Source organism: Pseudomonas sp. R3-41, assembly GCF_054161485.1.
Genome location: NZ_CP096421.1, coordinates 2938758 through 2954290, shown reverse-complemented (window position 1 = coordinate 2954290; position 15533 = coordinate 2938758). Strand labels below are relative to the sequence as shown.

At 60.4% G+C, this 15533-nt stretch carries 14 protein-coding genes; 4 read left to right on the top strand and 10 right to left on the bottom strand.

Annotated elements, in window-relative coordinates; translation table 11 throughout:
- Window positions 1–3: 3 nt before the first annotated feature.
- Window positions 4–1863 carry an ABC transporter ATP-binding protein gene (locus M1D99_RS13440; RefSeq protein ID WP_446533577.1) on the top strand — a complete coding sequence of 620 codons (1860 nt, stop codon included), beginning with the start codon at window positions 4–6 and terminating at the stop codon, window positions 1861–1863.
- Window positions 1864–2006: 143 nt separating this feature from the next.
- On the opposite strand, the gene M1D99_RS13435 is transcribed toward M1D99_RS13440, so the two are convergent.
- Window positions 2007–2996 carry a zinc-dependent alcohol dehydrogenase family protein gene (locus M1D99_RS13435; RefSeq protein WP_434575832.1) on the bottom strand — a complete coding sequence of 330 codons (990 nt, stop codon included), beginning with the start codon at window positions 2994–2996 and terminating at the stop codon, window positions 2007–2009.
- A gap of 140 nt (window positions 2997–3136) precedes the next feature.
- Between M1D99_RS13435 and M1D99_RS13430 the strand changes: the two genes are divergently transcribed.
- Complete coding sequence (locus M1D99_RS13430) at window positions 3137–4033, top strand: LysR family transcriptional regulator (protein ID WP_434575831.1); 897 nt, start codon at window positions 3137–3139, stop codon at window positions 4031–4033.
- A 108-nt stretch (window positions 4034–4141) separates the two neighbouring features.
- Here the strand turns inward: M1D99_RS13430 and M1D99_RS13425 are convergent, their stop codons facing one another.
- The 5 genes from M1D99_RS13425 to M1D99_RS13405 form a co-directional block, all read right to left on the bottom strand.
- Entirely contained in the window at window positions 4142–4612 is a 471-nt protein-coding gene (locus tag M1D99_RS13425; RefSeq protein ID WP_434575829.1) for a hypothetical protein, read from the bottom strand.
- 231 nt (window positions 4613–4843) lie between these two features.
- Window positions 4844–5158 (bottom strand): hypothetical protein, encoded by a 315-nt coding sequence (locus tag M1D99_RS13420; protein WP_434575827.1) that lies wholly within the window; start codon window positions 5156–5158, stop codon window positions 4844–4846.
- Window positions 5159–5314: 156 nt separating this feature from the next.
- Window positions 5315–5656, bottom strand: coding sequence for a DUF6124 family protein (locus M1D99_RS13415; protein WP_434575825.1), 342 nt, complete (start codon window positions 5654–5656; stop codon window positions 5315–5317).
- 448 nt (window positions 5657–6104) lie between these two features.
- The gene (locus tag M1D99_RS13410; RefSeq protein WP_434575823.1) at window positions 6105–6623 is read right to left on the bottom strand and encodes a hypothetical protein; all 519 of its coding nucleotides are present in this window, start codon (window positions 6621–6623) and stop codon (window positions 6105–6107) included.
- A 326-nt stretch (window positions 6624–6949) separates the two neighbouring features.
- Window positions 6950–8461, bottom strand: a complete 1512-nt coding sequence (locus M1D99_RS13405; protein ID WP_458132006.1) for an FAD-dependent oxidoreductase — start codon at window positions 8459–8461, stop codon at window positions 6950–6952.
- Window positions 8462–8511: 50 nt separating this feature from the next.
- Here M1D99_RS13405 and M1D99_RS13400 point away from each other — a divergent pair, with 50 nt between their 5' ends.
- Window positions 8512–9006, top strand: coding sequence for a MarR family winged helix-turn-helix transcriptional regulator (locus M1D99_RS13400; protein WP_434575819.1), 495 nt, complete (start codon window positions 8512–8514; stop codon window positions 9004–9006).
- A gap of 66 nt (window positions 9007–9072) precedes the next feature.
- On the opposite strand, the gene M1D99_RS13395 is transcribed toward M1D99_RS13400, so the two are convergent.
- The 4 genes from M1D99_RS13395 to M1D99_RS13380 form a co-directional block, all read right to left on the bottom strand.
- Complete coding sequence (locus tag M1D99_RS13395) at window positions 9073–9516, bottom strand: HIT family protein (RefSeq protein ID WP_186704770.1); 444 nt, start codon at window positions 9514–9516, stop codon at window positions 9073–9075.
- A 393-nt stretch (window positions 9517–9909) separates the two neighbouring features.
- Window positions 9910–10311, bottom strand: coding sequence for a response regulator (locus M1D99_RS13390; protein ID WP_458132005.1), 402 nt, complete (start codon window positions 10309–10311; stop codon window positions 9910–9912).
- Window positions 10308–12491: a PAS domain-containing sensor histidine kinase gene (locus tag M1D99_RS13385; RefSeq protein ID WP_458132004.1), complete on the bottom strand. Its 2184-nt coding sequence runs from the start codon at window positions 12489–12491 to the stop codon at window positions 10308–10310. Before M1D99_RS13385 ends, M1D99_RS13390 begins: the two co-directional genes overlap by 4 nt.
- A gap of 150 nt (window positions 12492–12641) precedes the next feature.
- Window positions 12642–13316, bottom strand: a complete 675-nt coding sequence (locus M1D99_RS13380) for a phosphoribosyltransferase (protein WP_434575813.1) — start codon at window positions 13314–13316, stop codon at window positions 12642–12644.
- Between the two features lie 386 nt (window positions 13317–13702).
- On the opposite strand from M1D99_RS13380, the gene M1D99_RS13375 reads away from it, so the two are divergent.
- The gene (locus tag M1D99_RS13375) at window positions 13703–15409 is read left to right on the top strand and encodes an amidase (RefSeq protein WP_458132003.1); all 1707 of its coding nucleotides are present in this window, start codon (window positions 13703–13705) and stop codon (window positions 15407–15409) included.
- Window positions 15410–15533 lie beyond the last annotated feature (124 nt).

Sequence of the window (15533 nt, the reverse complement as noted above, 5' to 3'; positions counted from 1 at the left end):
ACCATGCTTCGCGTATTTGAACAAAGACTCGACCCCTTCCCACCCGACGAAGTCCCCCCGCCACCCAACGGCCTGGCTCGGTTCCTTTGGGCCTGCACCCGGGGCGCCCGCGGTTACATCCTGGCGTTTGCGCTGCTCAGCGCCGGCGTGTCGATCTACGAAGCCTGGCTGTTTTCGTTCCTCGGCCAGGTGGTGGATCTGCTCTCGACCTGGCAAGCCGGGGGTGACGCGGCAGCGCAGGAAAGTCGCGTGCTGTGGGGCATGGGTATCGTCATGGTGGCCAGCGTCGGGCTGGTGGCGCTGCGTACGATGGTGCAGCACCAGATATTGGCGATCAACTTGCCGTTGCGGCTGCGTTGGGACTTCCACCGCCTGATGCTGCGGCAAAGCCTTTCGTTTTTTTCCGATGAATTTTCCGGCCGGGTCACCACCAAGGTGATGCAGACGGCCCTGGCCGTGCGCGACGTGCTGTTCACCCTGATCGAGATCGCCCCGGGAATCGGCGTGTATTTCATCGCGATCATCGCCTTGGCCGGCGGCTTCGCCCTGAAACTGATGCTGCCGTTCGTGGCCTGGATCGTGCTGTTCGGGCTGGCCATGCTCTACTTCGTGCCCCGCTTGGGCAAAGTCGGACAGGAACAGGCCAATGCCCGCTCGTCGATGACCGGACGGATCTCGGACGCCTACACCAACATCACCACCGTGAAGCTGTTCTCCCATTCCAACCGTGAAGCGCATTTCGCGCGCGCGGCCATGGAGGATTTCAAGCAGACCGGCTTTCGCCAGATGCGCCTGGTCAGCCAGTTCGAGATCGTCAACCAAGCGCTGGTGGTGGGGCTGATCATGGCCGCAGGCGGCTATGCGCTTTGGTTGTGGCACCAGGGCGACGTCGGCGCCGGCGCGGTGGCGGCGATCACCGCCATGGCGTTGCGCATCAATGGCATGTCGCACTGGATCATGTGGCAAATGACCTCGCTGTTCGAGAGCATCGGCACCGTGCAGGATGGCATGGCAACCCTGACCCGCGGCCCCAAGGTGCAGGACGCGCCGGACGCGGGCGTGCTGGTGACCTCCGGCGGCGCGGTCACCTTCGACAACGTGAGCTTCAACTACAACGGTGAACGCCAGGTGCTCGATGGCCTGAGCCTGGACATCCGCCCGGGCGAGAAAATCGGCCTGGTGGGCCGCTCCGGCGCAGGAAAATCCACGCTCATCAACTTGCTGCTGCGCTTTTATGATGTCGACAGCGGGCAGATCCGTATCGACGGGCAAGACATATCCCGCGTGACGCAAGACAGCCTGCGCAGCGCCATCGGCATGGTCACCCAGGATACGTCCCTGCTGCACCGCTCCATTCGTGACAACATCGCCTACGGCCGACCCGATGCAACTGACGCACAAATCCGCCGCGCGGCGGCCAATGCCCAGGCCGATGAGTTCATCAGCCAGCTGAGCGACCGCCAAGGTCACTCCGGCTACGACACCTTGGTGGGCGAGCGCGGCATCAAGCTGTCGGGCGGCCAGCGCCAGCGCATCGCGATTGCCCGAGTGATGCTCAAGAACGCGCCAATCCTGCTCCTTGACGAGGCGACCAGCGCCCTGGACTCGGAAGTCGAAGTGGCCATCCAGGAAAGCCTCGATGAAATGATGCAGGGTAAAACGGTCATCGCCATTGCTCATCGGCTGTCGACGATTGCGGCGATGGATCGGCTGATTGTCATGGATGACGGGCGGATCATTGAACAGGGTACCCACGCACAATTGCTCGCCAAGAACGGCATCTATGCGCGGCTGTGGCACCACCAGAGTGGCGGGTTCCTGGGGGAGGATCGGTGGGTGACGGAGGCGATGGATCAGGTATGAGGGTGAATGGCCTGGGGTGATCTGCAAGTGGGTGCTTTGGGTCGTCAGCGGCCCTTTTCAACGGGCAGCTTTCGGCCCAAAGCGGTCATCTGGATCGAATTGAAGCGGGGCCAGAATTACGCTCTCAGCCCCATAAATGCCGGTCAGACAGTTACTACGACTTTACCGATTTGTTGATTGCCTTCAAGGAAACGGTGGGCATTCTGGATGTCGCTAAGCGCGAATGTCTTGGCGATGATCGGGCGCAACGCACCAGACTTCAGTCCTTGCAGAATAAAAGCCTTCGCTCTTTCCAAGGCTTCAATGTCGGCCACAATCTCTGCATAGAGATAGCCCTTCAAGGTCAAGCTTTTGCCCAGCACGGCAAACAGTGGGAATGGCGTCGGCTCAGAGCTGAGTGCGCCGTATTCCAGCAAGATTCCGCCTCGCGCCATGCTCTGCGTGAGGGGGTCAAAGGACGGCCCGCCTACAGGATCGAACACAACACGGGCGCCTTGACCGGCAGTTATCGCCATAACACGTTCGACGATGTTCTCTTCATCGCTGACGATGACGTGCGCAGCGCCAGCATCAAGTAGGGCTTGCTTCTTCGCGCTGGTTCGAGTGATCGCAATCGATATGGCTCCGACCATACGAGCAAGTTGGAAGGCGGCCAGGCCAACACTGCTTGATGCAGCGGTGATGATGACAAAGTCGTCCTGCCGCAGCTTCGCTTGTTCGATCAATGCCCCCCAAGCAGTGACGTACTGCATCCAAGACGCAGCAGCCTCTTCAAAGGATAAGTTCTCAGGACTCTTCACCACCAAGTGAGCCGGTACATTGGCCAGCTCGCCGTAAGTGCCCCATCGAGCGATATCCAAAGGCGGGATCACAGCGACTTCGTCACCAATCTTGATCTCCGTTACGTCGCTACCAACTGAAACCACGATGCCTGCGGCCTCATAGCCTAAGCGGCTGGGGAACTCGGCATCCTGTAGATAGGCGTGATTGCGAAACATCACTTCGGCCCGGTTCAAGCCAATAGCTTTAACACCAATCTGCACCTCGTTTGGTGCCGGTGCCGAAACTTCCAAATCTTCCAGCTTCAGAACGCTGGCATCACCGTATTCGTGGATTCTGACAATGCGTGCCATCTTGGATACCTCGTTTATTAATGGGCCTCGATGTAAATCCGGAATGTTCTCCGGCCACTCAAGGGTGACGAGAATTTAGACATTGGTAAGGAGGGGATAAAGGCCTACGATGGCTCATTACTAGAAACATGGTGTTTATAATGGATCGCCTAACGCAGATGGCTACGTTCGTTAAAACGGTTGAGCTGGGTTCATTCAGCGCCGCTGCGGACGATCTGAACTTGTCCCCTCAGTTGGTAGGGAAGCAGGTGAAAATGCTCGAACAACATCTCGGTGTCTCCCTTCTGCTACGAACTACGCGCAGGCAAAGCCTTACTGACTTCGGCAGGACGTTTTACCAGCGCGCGAAACTAATCCTTGCAGACATGCAGTCTGCCGAAAGCCTGGCTGCCCTTACTCGTGGCACACCAGTCGGTCGCCTTCGTATCAACGCACCGGTCACGTTCGGAATTCGCGCGCTTTCGCCACGCCTGCTGGAATACATGGTTCGATATCCACAGGTGTCTATTGACCTAACTCTATCGAACGAGCTGGTCGATATCGTCGATCATGGTTACGACGTGGTCTTTCGCATCGGCGAGCTGGTGAGCAGTGGGCTGAAGGCGATGCCGCTAGAGCCCTATCAAATGGTTTTGTGCGCTGCACCGTCCTACCTTGCACGTCGCCCTCCCATCACGAATCCATGGGATCTACAGCAGCAGGAGTGTCTGGGTTTTACCTATTCTGACGGTCGTTCGCACTGGAGCTTCGATAGCCAAGAGGGGCGTATCGATGTTCCAATTACAAGCAAATTGACGATTAATCAGGGTGATCCCCTGCTGGCAGCAGCTGTAGCGGGTCTGGGTGTGGTTCTACAGCCGATAGAGCTGGTTAGCGATGCATTGCGTGATGGGACGTTGGTGCGTCTATTACCGCAGTACCCAGTGCCGACCACCTCAATGCATATGCTTTACGCCCCTGACCGAAGAATGACCCCAAAGCTGCGCAGCTTCTTGGAGTTCGCACGTGAGTCGTTTGGGCAACGGGGGCCTCTCTAACTACAGGAGAATCAATGTCCGCTCTTGGCCGAAACCTGCCGTTCCCAACGGGTCGCGTTTTGCTCGAAGATGGCCCTGTAAACCATCTCTCATTCAATCGGGATCCATTCACATGCCTGTCTTGATGGCGCAAATGGCCGCCATGTAAGCGCTGGTTCCGATGCCGACTTGACCCCAGACTTCACGGCTTTCTCCTCCTTGACGGTCATATTGTTCATCCGCATCCCATAGCGCCAGGATTTGGTTTGGAAACAGGTATTCATAGGATGAGAATTCGTGCTGGCCGGAATTGTCCGAAGCAGCCATCACTGAAAACACATGTGTGGCAGAGTGCGCAAAGACATCGACTCCCTTGAACATGAACGTGACGTTCGGGTTTCCGCAGACACCAATGAAGCTGACTTCATCGTTCGGCCCGTGGGAAACCTGCACGCAGGATTCGCAAAAATAATCGATGCGGTCTTGGGAATGCTCGAGAGGGAATCCGATGGCAGCCATCTTTTGCCTCGCTGTAGCGCGTGCTGCGCCAAGACGAACAGGACCAATAGCCTCGAGCGGTAAAATTTCAAAAACCTGCATTTCCTGGGCTCCATGGGTGAAAGGCTAGCCAACCGCTCCGCTGTGTAGGGTGCGGAACTTGTGCTGTAGATTGTCCGAGAGCGGGCACCTCGGTACGCTGTCGACCTTATCCGATATGGAAATGCTTAACATGGATCCGCACGCTCTGATCGCAAGAAATTTCGTTGAGGGCGAAGCATACGAAGACGCCTCGTACACTCGGCCAGCCTTGCGCGTGCCGAGAATAAACATCTAGAGCCTTTCATAGACTACTTCAAACTCGACACCTAGCTCCTCTTGGATAACCGCAAGCAGAGCCTCGGCAGCGTCGTCAAATTCCGTATATTCGGTCGCATTCCAAGGACCTGGATCTGGTGGATACTCCCAGTTCAAGGCGGTGTCGTGCCAGCGTGTCATTACACTCAGCCTCTCGAGAGTAGTGGCGCTCAATGGCAGTTTCTCTTCGATTGATCCCACCGAGAATCTTGCTAAAGCGACCTGATTCCCGCACCACAATGCACCGCCGCCCCACTCAAACATCAACCGTATGCGAAACCGTTCAGCCATGTGCACTCCTGACATCCAGCGAGAAAAATCAGACCCTGGGTCATTATGGCTTTTTCGGCTCTTCGTTTGGGCTGAAAAGCAGCTTCGGGTCGGAAGCTGCCCTTCGCTTCCGACCCGATCCATCTTGCTAAAAATGGAGTCTATTCCACCGGACGCTTACCTAGGGTCGAGGACATCCAGTGCCCGGTTTGCCAATAGCTGACCTAGTTCAATCAACTGTTGCAGCCCTAGTGCAACATGCCGTCGAGAATCCTTCAGGTCAAACGCCAAATCGTTGGCCATGGCATTGGCGGAGGCTAACGTTTCGCTGAGATTGGCCAACAGGCTTTCAACATCGACGCCCTCCACGACAGTGAATAACTGGTCCGGAGGTGGCTTCTTGTCAGGCTGGGCGGGTTTGGGGTTCAGATAGGAATCGATGACACGTTCGGCGTTGGCGTCGGCCGCGATGTCCAGGTGCAGCGGTGGAACGGGTGGGTCTGGGATGAGTTTGTCCATATGGACCTCCTAACGTCAGTCGGATCCGCCACTGTTCGCGACTAAACGAAGTGGGGTGGCGGCTGTGCGCAGGTTAGTCGACCGGGACGTTAGGAAACCGGCGCACCCGAAAGTGCCCTGCGCACAGCCACCATAAAATCAGCGAGAAAAACGTAGCCTGACTTCAAGGAGACCTTGCGCCTAACGAGATACCGAGCGACTAAACCCGACCGCTGAATTGGCAGCGGTGGACAAAGACTAGGCACCGAATTCAGCAGGCGCAAGGGACTGGAATTTTCTAGGAAATGTCCTGCAAGTCAATGGGCAATATTCGCTCCGTCGATTCCTACAAACTCGTTTAACCGTTCCACCACCGAAACAGGTTGCAACGCTTGTCCAGCGCTAACGCTCTTTCCAGAGAGATCACAACGCCTATCGCAATCGCATAAATCCGATCAGGCGTACCGCTTTACTTGATCTCAACCAATCGCACGGCCTGTGACCCGTCCAGGGACAGGTGAATCACGGCGGCTCGGCTTGGGAAATTCGGCGCATCCTCGTCGGTATTCTCCATCACGGGAATGTCGATCAGGGTCTGTTCACCCGTCGGGTCGCTGACCAACTTGGCATCGAGGTTGTCGATGGCCCGCCAGCTGTCGCCACCGATGCGCATCACGTCCAACAGGCTGTAGTGCGGCACGCCCTCTTCGTTCTCTTCGGCCGTGAAGGCGGCCAGGTATTGGCTGTAGTTGTTGCCCATGCCGAAACCCTCGATGGTGAAAACCGCGAGGGTGACCTGGCTGTCCTCGCCGGTGTCCAGGGTCTGCACCAGTGTCGCTTCGGGATAGCCGGTGGCGTAGCTGTCCTTGATCAGCGCGACCAGGCGGCCGATCTGTTCTTCCAGGGCTTTGGGAACAGGTTTCGATTCAGCGGCGTGAACTAGGGTACAAGTGAAAAACAAGGCAGCGGTCAGCAGGCGCAATTTCATGGAGGTGGAGTCCGGGGGTGTCGGGAGGTCAGCGTGCAATGGTAGCGGTTGGCAAGGGATTGGGTAGGGAATTGTTGGTGGAGTTTGTGGTGGGATGCACAACCTTGTTCGCGAAAGCGGTGGGTCTGTGTGCATTGTTGTTGAATGTATTGCCCCCATCGCGAGCAGGCTCGCTCCCACACTTGGACCCGGGACAGCCGCCATTTTCCATCAACCCGACATCCCCTGCTCGCGATGGCGGTGGGCCTGCGTGCATCGATGCTGAATGTATCGCTGCGCGCCTGCCCGAACGGCCATTGATTAACGCGGCGTGCCGTAGCCCTTGATCAATCCTCCAACTCTGCAGCGTCCAGCCCTACCCGTGCGAGGTAGTCTTCCAGCGCCTCCCCCGCTCCGGCTGATACGAAGGCACTGATGTACCCGTCGGGACGGACGAGAACCCAATCGCCCATCGCAGGTTGGTAAGCGTCACGAAAATGTCCTTGGTCATCCTGGATATCACCGCCTGGGCCGATGACATGGATGTGCAGCCCGGGGCGAGGTGCTACGGCATCGCGTTCCGCGCCATAACCGAGCAGTGTCCAGTGCGCCCCCCGGAACAGGTCGAACAGCCGTTGCAGTTTACCGGCCGCCCCGCGCATCGGTGCATCCGGCGCACGATCGCCTGCCAATGGGCCGCTGGTACGGTTGGATCGTTCAAGGGCGAGCGTGGATTCGCGATAGCCGATGTCGAGTTGGTGCACTTCGCGCCCACGGCGCATGTCGCCGCGCTGGTGCGCGTCCAGCAGCTTGGTGGCAAGGCCCAGCATCGTCGCAGCGACCGGGCGGCGTTCTTGCTCGTAGCTGTCGAGCAGTGCCGCCGGCGCGCCGTTGATGACCGCCTCCAGTTTCCAACCCAGGTTGTAGGCATCCTGCACGCTGGTATTGAGACCCTGGCCACCCGTGGGTGGGTGGATGTGTGCGGCATCGCCGATGAGAAACGTTCGACCGACGCGGTAATGATCGGCCAACCGCGCGTTCATAGTGTAGGCCGATGCCCAGGACACCGAATGGATATGGATATCATCGCGCCCCGTGCGCTGTGCTACCAGGTCCATCAATGTTTGCGCATCCAGGTCAATGTCCGCGTCGGGGGCTATCGGCGCCTGGATCTGGAAGAGCTGGGTCCCGGCCAACGGGCACAGGAATATCTGGTGCTGCATGTCGCCGTCGCCAAAACGATGCCAGCGGTCCCGCGACAGGCCCGTAGCCGAGACATCGGCCACAATGGCGCGAATGCCCAGCGTCTTGCCTGGGAAGCCGATACCCAGCGCATGCCGGATAAAACTGCGGCCGCCATCGGCCCCGACAAGCCAGCGCACCCGGAGCGTTTCTTCGCCGGCCTTACCGACCAACTGAACGCTGACGCCCTCGGCATCCTGCTCGAACCCCACCAGTTCGCAACCAAACTCCGGCCGATGGCCCAGTTCAAGCAGGCGTTCGCGCATGACCTGTTCCGTCAGCCATTGCGGCACCATCAACGGCGATTGATGAGGTTCCGCTGGCGTGGGCTCGTTTTGCTCGATGCTGACAGCGTCGGTGAAACTGCCATCGTCGCGATATCGACGTTCAGTCGGGTAGACTCCACCCACTGCGACGATTCGGTCGAGGATCCCCATGTCCTCGAATATTTCCTGGGTCCTGGGCTGTATGCCCTTGCCGCGCGAGCCGTTGAACGGCTGGCCTGCCTTTTCGATCAGGCGAAAGGGAACTCCCCTTCTCGCCAACTCGATAGCCATCGCCAGACCGGCCGCGCCCGCGCCGCAAATCAATACCTGGATTTCGAATTGCTCTTTCATGACGACCCCACATATGTGCAGAAAGCACATATTTAGACGGAGCCGGAACAGTGTCAATCGAAAATGTGCAGAACGCACATATTAATGCCCAATTGCGCGAGCTTCACGGCGCCCTGATGGAGATCGTCGGGGTGATGAACCGACCTCAGCGGGACGAAGCCATGGTGCAGGCGGCCGGAATATCCCTGGATCGCGCGCTGTTTCCGTTGCTGGTCTCCGTGGAGCGGCTTGGTCCTATCGGCGTTGGTGAACTGGCCGATCGCGTCGGGCGCGACTACACCACGGTCAGTCGGCAGGTGACGAAACTCGAAAGCCTGGAGTTGATCGCTCGGGAAAATACCGCCGACCGTCGGGTACGCAAGTCGGTCATTACCGCAAAAGGCAAGGCGATGACCGATCGCATCGACGAGGCACGTGCGCGGATCGGGCGAGCCATTTTCGCCACGTGGGACGAAGCGGATGTAGAGAACCTGGTACGGCTCATGTGCAAGTTTGCCAACGACATCAAGGATGACACGCTGACCGGTGCGCAGGAGCAGGCGTGACGCAGGGTGATCGCCCGTTCTGATGCGTGGGGCACGCCCTGTGCCCCGAGAGGATTTTTCTCAGCGTCAGGCCTCTGAGCCGATGCGCGCGACCAAGCGAGCCTGGAGTTTTTCCAGTTCCTCGGGATCGGCCTTGCCCCGGCCATGCGCACCCGCTTCCTCACCTTCCCAGCGAGGGATGATGTGCATGTGAATGTGGTAGACCGTCTGCCCGGCCACCGCGCCGTTGAACTGCGCGATCTGGACGCCGTCCGGCTGCAGCTCGTCCACGATGATCCGCGTCAGGCGCTGCACGGCCGACATCATTGCGCCGAGGACTGTGGGCTCGACTTCGAGGATGTTGCGCGCCTGGGAATTCTTGGGGATGACCAGGACATGGCCGCGCGATTGTGGAAAGAGATCCAGGAAGGCCAGCACATCGGCGTCTTCGTAAATCTTGTAGCACGGCGCATCGCCGCGAAGGATCAGCGCAAAGATGTTCTTTGGATCGTAATGACCGTGGAGACTCATGTTCACTCCTTGAATGGGGTTAGGGCGGTGGGTTGCCGGTAAGAGATTTAGCACAGTCCAGCGGCGACGTCTCGTAGAGGTCTGCTTGAAAGCCGAGGGTTGGGCTTGCTGGCGATGGCGGTGGGTCAGTCAGCGATGAATTGCCTGTGCCAGCGTCATCGCGAGCAGGCTCGCTCCCACAGTTTTTCGAGCGATTCGTAAAGGTCGTGTCTGGCCCAAATCTCTGTGGGAGCGGGCTTGCTCGCGAAGGCGGCGTACCTGTCGACATCGTGGTTGGCTGAACTACCGCTTTCGCGAGCAAGCCCGCTCCCACAGGGGAGTTCTGGTTTGATTCAGATCGTGGGCACACCCTAAATCCATTGTGGGAGCGAGCCTGCTCGCGATAGCGGTGGATCAGTTGCCATCAATGCTGGATGTAACGCCGCCTGCGCGGGCCTCCTTCAGCGTTACGGCCATTTTCTGCTGCAACTCGCTTTGCGAAAACGGCTTGTGCAGCACCGGGCACCCGGCGTATTCGGCCGGCAGCCCGCTCGCGCCGTAGCCGGTGCTGAACAGGAAGGGAATGTGGCGACCACGAAGAATCTCGGCCACCGGGAACACGCGCTCGCCAGCCAGGTTGACGTCCAGGATCGCCAGGTCAACTTGCACCGCGCGAGCGATTTCACAGGCCTTAGCGAGCCGGGCGACCGACGCCACGACCTCGCATCCGAATTCCTCCAGCATCTCTTCGATCAATAGGGCAATGGCGCCTTCGTCCTCGACGACCAGCACCCTGTTTCCAACCAATGGGGTCATGCCCCAGCCACCCCAATCAGGAACGAAAAGCGACAGCAAACGCCCTGTGAAGCAAAGGTGAGCTCAAAGGTGCCACCCAAGTCGCGCTCGATGCAACGCTTCATCAGGCGCGAACCCAGCCCTTCCCGCTCCGGCGGGGCGACCGCTGGCCCTCCTCGCTCTTGCCAGTCAAGGGTCAACAGCGTTCCGTCCCCTTGGGCTTGCAAGTGCCAGGTGACGGCGAGCGTGCCCGTCTCGACCGACATGGCCCCGTATTTAAGCGCGTTGATCGCCAATTCATTGAGGGTCATCGTCAGGTTGAGCGCGACGCGGGTGCCGACGTCCACGGCAGCCCCCTCGATCGCCACACGGCCAGGCTCATGCCCGAAGACCGGCATCAGCACTTCATGGGCCAGGGTGTCGAGCGGCGTCTGGCCCCAATGCCGTTTGGTCAAGAGATCGTGTGCTCGCGACAAGGCCAACAGCCTTGCCTCGAAACGCCGGTAGCCGTCCTTCGCATCCTCGGCATTGCGCGCGGTCTGGGCCGCCAGGGATTGCACCGTGGCCAGGGTGTTCTTGACCCGGTGATTGAGCTCATCGATCAATGTCTTCTGCCGGTTTTCCGCCTGCTTTCGCTCGGAAATGTCCACCAGCATGTTGATGGCGCCCACCAGGTTTCCATCGGCGTCATGCAAAGGCGTGGGAAACGGCGTGAACGGTACACGGCTGCCATCCGGCCGCTCCGCAATCGCCTCGACGCCGCGTATCGGCCGGTTTTCCTTCAGCGCCACCGCCATCGGGCATTGATCGTGGGGCAGCGCGGTTCCGTCGGTATTGAACAGCTTCCAGGTCACACACCACATCTCGCCCAATTGCGGCGTGCGCCCCGACAACTCGATAGCGGCGCGGTTGAAGAACGTGATACGCCCCTCGGCGTCGGTGGTGTACACCGCGGCCGGCAACGCTTCAAGGAGATTGCGCATGTGCCGTTCGCTTTCGCGGACCTGGTTTTCCATGCGCCGCGCCAATGTCACGTCCTGCAGCACCCGCACGCCATACCGAAACGTACCGTTGGCGTCTCTCACCGATGAGCTGTGGATGTCGAGGTAAACCACCTCGCCATCAGGCTTCACCGCGCGCTTGCGCAGCACGTAATTATCCAATTCACCGGCCACTTGACGGGCGTACAACCCGGCATCCTGCGTAATACAGTCCGGGTGGGTGTAATCCAGGAAGGTCATCGCCAGGAGTTCGTCCCGCGACCGGCCCAGCATGTTGCACAGGGCATCGTTCACCCGGAGCAAGCGGCCGTCGATGCCGGCCTCGGCAATGCCGATGGTCGCCGCTTCGTAGGTCGCCGAAAGCCGGTCATCGCTGTCCTGGCGCGCCGCCTCGGCCGCATGGACGCTGCTCCTGTCGATGGTGAAGCAGCGGGTATTGAAGAGTTTTCCGTTCTCGAACCGGCCGTTCGAGGTGATCGTGACATGCTTGATCGAGCCGTCCTTGGCCCTCAGGCGCGCCGGATAGCTCTCCAGGCGATCGCCACTGCCCAGCTTGGTGAGAATGTCGCCAATAACCGGCTCGTCGACATGAAATTCGGTGATGTGGCGGCCGATGTATTCTTGCGCCGAATAACCCAGCAGCGCCAGCTCCGCCTTGTTGGCGCGCAGGATGGTGCCATCGCCACTGACGATATGCAGGCCCACCGCGCTGTTTTCAAAAAAGTCTTCCAGGTCGGCACTTTTGCGCCGAAGCTCTTCGGCCATGGCGTGGTGCGCCGAAACGTCCTGGAAACAATTGATCACCCCTTGAATGACGCCCCGCCGATCCCTGAGGGCGCGGATGTTCATAAGCGCCACGAACCGCGAGCCATCCGGGCGTTGGATGATCACTTCCTGATTGCGCGGCGCAATGCCGGTATCGAGCGCCGAGGCCGTCGGACTGTGCTCGAATGCCAGCGGCGTTCCGTCGGCCAGGAACAATCGATGGGCGCCGCAGAAGCGGTCGCCGTTCTCTCCAAGCGCCGGCGCCCTTCCCCACAGCTCGGCCGCCTCGCTGTTATACCGCACGAGCCACCCCTGGCGATCGCAGAGGTACACCGCACCGGGAATGGCATCCAGCGTATTCGTCCCCATCGCGATCAGGCTTTCGTATTCGCTTGGCGTACAGGCTTCCAAGGGGAGCTCTTCAATGTTCGACATCAGTCATCCTCAAACCCCCTGGCTGCAACGCTCAGGGTCTCAATGGACTCTAGATCGCTATTGAGCGCGCGAGTTCAGGAAACTCTTCAAGGACAGCGGCGCCTGTGCCGTACGTCAGCCCTGGCGATAACCGACAGGCTCGCGCAGCGGTTATGAACGAGGCCTGCTCCAGGCCCTGTCCAATAGCGCGACCACTGTTTCGTCCGGGGTCTGGCTGAAGTCTTCGTACCAATCGCCGACCGAGCGCATCCACTCGGGCATCAACGGACACACAAACTCATCGACCTCACTGCGCAAGGCTTCGGCGGTTTCGACCGGCGCCACTGGAACGGCAACCACGATGGCAAGAGGGTTTTGCAGGCGTACCGCATGGACCGCCGCCATCATTGACGCACCGGTGGCCAGGCCATCATCCACAAGCAGGACCACCTGCTGTTTCAGGTCGACAGGTGGGCGGCTGCCGCGATAAAGCGCTTCACGGCGCGCCAGCTCCTGCCTTTCCCGCTGGAGCACCGCATCGAAGGCAGCCTGGTCGACGTGATGGGCACGCAACGCATCGTCGTTGCGAATCTGGATGGCGCCGCTGGCAATCGCGCCCATCGCCACTTCCGGATGAGACGGCACACCGAGCTTGCGCACCAGTATCAGGTCGAGGGGCAGCCCCAGGGCGTCGGCCACCTCCCAGGCGACGGGCACGCCACCCCGGGGCAACGCCAGGACGATCGCATTGCTCCGTCCACGATACTGGGCCAAGGATTCCATCAAACGCTGGCCGGCCGCGGCTCGATCAGCATAAGGAGGCGATGCAAAAGACAGGGGATTCATAGTCGGGTCTCCTTGCAAAAACAGACACGTCGTCCGCACAGTCACCCTGTCAGGATACCCGGCACGGGGTGTCCAGCAACGGCTGAGTGATCCAAACTGCCTGCGTCGTCACGCCAATCGGCGGGCGTGACCGCATCGTCGGCGCCAGCGACTTGGGAATCTCGAGTCATTACGCCTGCCGAAGCCGTTTCTTAACGAGGTCTGACGGAGGAGAAATTTTGGCACGCCCGAGAAAAATCCCGTCAAACCTGGGCTGCCCTTGTTCGATCTTCCGTAGTACAGTAGTCAAAACCCGATAAATATCCACCTTGAGATGACCTGAAGTGCCAGGCCCCAACGTCAATGGACCGCACACCCCGTCATCCTTCTGCCGCGGCGGTAACTGCATGATCGACATCACCGAAGTTTCCATTGCCCAACTGCGCGCCGCGCTGGAATCGGGCCAGACCACGGCGGTAGCGCTTGTCCAGGCCTACCTCGCCAGGATCGATGCCTACGACGGCCCCGACACGCCCACCGCCCTCAACGCGGTGGTGGTGCGCAACCCGGATGCGCTGAAGGAAGCGCAGGCCTCCGATGCCCGCCGGGCCAACGGCCAGACCCTCGGTCCACTCGACGGCATTCCCTATACGGCCAAGGACAGTTATCTGGTCAAGGGCCTCACCGCCGCGTCCGGCAGCCCGGCGTTCAAGGACCTGGTGGCTTATCGCGATGCGTTCACCATCGAACGGCTGCGCGCCGCCGGGGCTATCTGCCTGGGCAAGACCAACATGCCGCCCATGGCCAACGGCGGGATGCAGCGCGGGGTATATGGCCGGGCGGAAAGCCCGTACAACGGCGACTACCTCACCGCCCCCTTTGCCTCCGGTTCCTCGAACGGTGCGGGCACTGCGACCGCCGCGAGTTTCGCGGCATTCGGCCTGGCTGAAGAAACCTGGTCGAGCGGACGCGGCCCGGCGTCGAACAACGGCCTGTGCGCCTACACGCCGTCCCGTGGGGTGATTTCGGTGCGAGGCAACTGGCCGTTGACGCCGACCATGGACGTCGTCGTGCCCTTCGCCAGGACCATGGCCGACCTGCTCGAAGTGCTGGACGTGGTGGTCGCCGAGGATCCGGAAACCCGTGGCGACCTGTGGCGCCTGCAACCTTGGGTGCCGATTCCAAGCGTCGACTCGGTTCGTCCCGCCTCGTATCCGAGCCTTGCCAGCAAACCCGGGGCGCTGGCCGGCGTTCGATTCGGCGTGCCACGGATGTACATCAACGCCGATCCTGAAGCCGGTACGGCCGAGGCCCCCGGCATCGGCGGCCCGACGGGGCAGCGCATCGTCACCCGTGCCTCGGTGATCGACCTTTGGGAGCAAGCCCGCAAGGCCCTGGAGGCCTGTGGCGCCGAAGTGGTCGAGGTGGATTTCCCGCTGGTGTCCAATTGCGAAGGCGATCGTCCCGGCGCGCCGACGGTGTTCACCCGCGGCCTGGTTTCCAAGGAATTCCTGCACCACGAATTGTGGGACCTGTCGGCCTGGGCATTCGATGATTTCCTGCGGGCCAATGGTGATCCGCAGTTGAATCGCCTGGCCGACGTCGACGGACCGAAGATCTTCCCCCACGACCCGGGCACCCTGCCCAACCGCGAGGACGACCTGGCCGCCGGCATGGATGAGTACGTGAAGATGGCCCAACGCGGCATCACGCCTTGGGACCAGATCCCGACACTGCCCGACGGGTTGCGGGGGCTCGAAGAAACACGCCGGATCGACCTGGAAGACTGGATGGAACGGCTGGGCCTGGACGCGGTGATCTTCCCGACCGTCGCCGATGTCGGGCCGGCGGACGCGGATATCAATCCGGCCTCTGCCGATATCGCCTGGAGCAACGGGGTCTGGGTCGCCAACGGCAACCTCGCCATTCGTCACCTGGGCGTGCCCACGGTCACCGTGCCGATGGGCGTCATGGCGGACATCGGCATGCCCGTCGGGCTGACATTTGCCGGGCGCGCCTATGATGATTCGAAACTGTTGCGACTGGCATCGGCGTTCGAGTCGATCGGCTCCAAGCGCCTGGTCCCGCCTCGAACCCCGCCGCTGTCGGCTTGAGTCGGTCATTGGGGTTGCTGCGCAACCCAGCGGGAGCAAGCGCCCTCGCCACAAAAGCTGCGTACGACTTCATTTTTGAGTACGGGCGCAACCCCGTGGCGAGGGAGCTTGCTCCCGCTGGACT